This is a genomic window from Amylolactobacillus amylotrophicus DSM 20534 (genome assembly GCF_001434555.1).
Lineage (GTDB): Bacteria > Bacillota > Bacilli > Lactobacillales > Lactobacillaceae > Amylolactobacillus > Amylolactobacillus amylophilus.
Genome location: NZ_AZCV01000018.1, coordinates 1 through 1548 on the forward strand (window position 1 = coordinate 1; position 1548 = coordinate 1548).

Consider the following 1548-nt stretch of genomic DNA (forward strand, 5'->3'; position numbering starts at 1 on the left):
GTCGTTTAATATTCATAAAAATTATGGGGGAGTAGCTGTGATAAAAACCAAGATAACTAGTCTTGTCGTCATTGGGTTGATTTTGGGGGCAGGCTTATGGTTATATGGCAATATTGATGATGATGTTATGACTACAAAAAATGATAGTCAAACAACTAAGACAGTAAAGCAGGTAAAAACTGATAGTCAAACAACTAAGGCAGTAAAGCAGGCAAAATCATTAAGTCAACAGTACCAATATAAAGAAGCAAAATCAGTGTTATCGGGGCACAAAGGAACAACAGTTGATCATCTAAAAAAGAGTATTAATAAGCAACAGTCAAAGTTGGTCACGTGGGATGATCCGACAAAAATTTCACATCTTTTTTATCATTCACTAATTGTTGATCCTGGTAAAGCTTTCTCATCTGAGCAGGCACAGGGATACAAAGATTATATGGCGACCATCGACGAATTTATGCCGATGCTGAATCAGTTATATGATAATGGCTATGTATTAATTAACTTTAAAGATATCATTTCGATTGATAAACAAGGGAAGGTGACTTTCAAACCAGTCAAATTACCTGAAGGCAAGAAGCCTTTAATTATATCACAGGATGATGTTAACTATTATGAGTATATGAAGAATTCTGGATTTGCAGATAAATTAGTCGTCAATAAGCAAGGTGATGTTAAAAATCAATATACCAATAATGGTCAGAAGAAAATTGGTGATTATGACATGGTACCGATTATTGATACCTTCATCAAAAAGCATCCAGATTTCTCATACGGTGGCTCAAAGGGTGTGATTGCTGAAACGGGTTATAATGGGGTGCTAGGTTATCGTTCATCAAAGAGTCAATATGGTGATACAAAAAAGACACATCGCGAAGCTAAGAAAGCGACAAAGGTTGCTAACGCTATGAAAAAGGAAGGTTGGCAGTTTGCATCGCATTCCTGGGGTCATATAAATATGACTACGGCCAGTGTTGATCATATCAAAAAGGACACTGCACTTTGGCAAAAGGAAGTACAACCAATTGTTGGTAAAACACCAGTATTGATTTTCCCATTTGGAGCAGATATTGGCTCATTTACAAATTATACAAATGATAATGCAAAGTACACTTATCTTAAGAGTAGCGGTTTCAGTATTTTCGATAATGTTGATGCGTCAAAGACATCATGGGGTCAATTAACAAATGATTATTATCGTAATGCGCGGATAAATGTCGATGGTATTCGTTTACATGAAACAATGATTGGTGAGAACACGGTTCTAAATGACTTCTTTAATACAAAAGATTTTTATCATCGTGATAAATAATGAAGAGTGCGAGACAAAAGTCGTCAACAAAAAATTGGGTTATTTTTCAAACAGTTAGACAACACTATCACTCTTCATCAGCGTAAGTTAGATTTGTTGAAAGAACAAAAAAAGGCTTTTTACAAAATATGTTTGTGTAGGGTCTATATTTATAGAATGGCACTAACTTGTCGTTTAATATTCATAAAAATTATGGGGGAGTAGCTGTGATAAAAACCAAGATAACTAGTCTTGTC

General features: G+C 34.9%; 1 protein-coding gene and 1 pseudogene. Both read left to right on the forward strand.

The window, feature by feature from the left end; all coding sequences use genetic code 11:
- The first annotated feature begins 37 nt into the window (after positions 1–37).
- Entirely contained in the window at positions 38–1312 is a 1275-nt protein-coding gene (locus FC62_RS07860; RefSeq protein WP_056946545.1) for a polysaccharide deacetylase family protein, read from the forward strand.
- 9 nt (positions 1313–1321) lie between these two features.
- A pseudogene (locus FC62_RS08555) lies at positions 1322–1452 on the forward strand (restriction endonuclease subunit S); the annotation flags it as partial.
- Positions 1453–1548 lie beyond the last annotated feature (96 nt).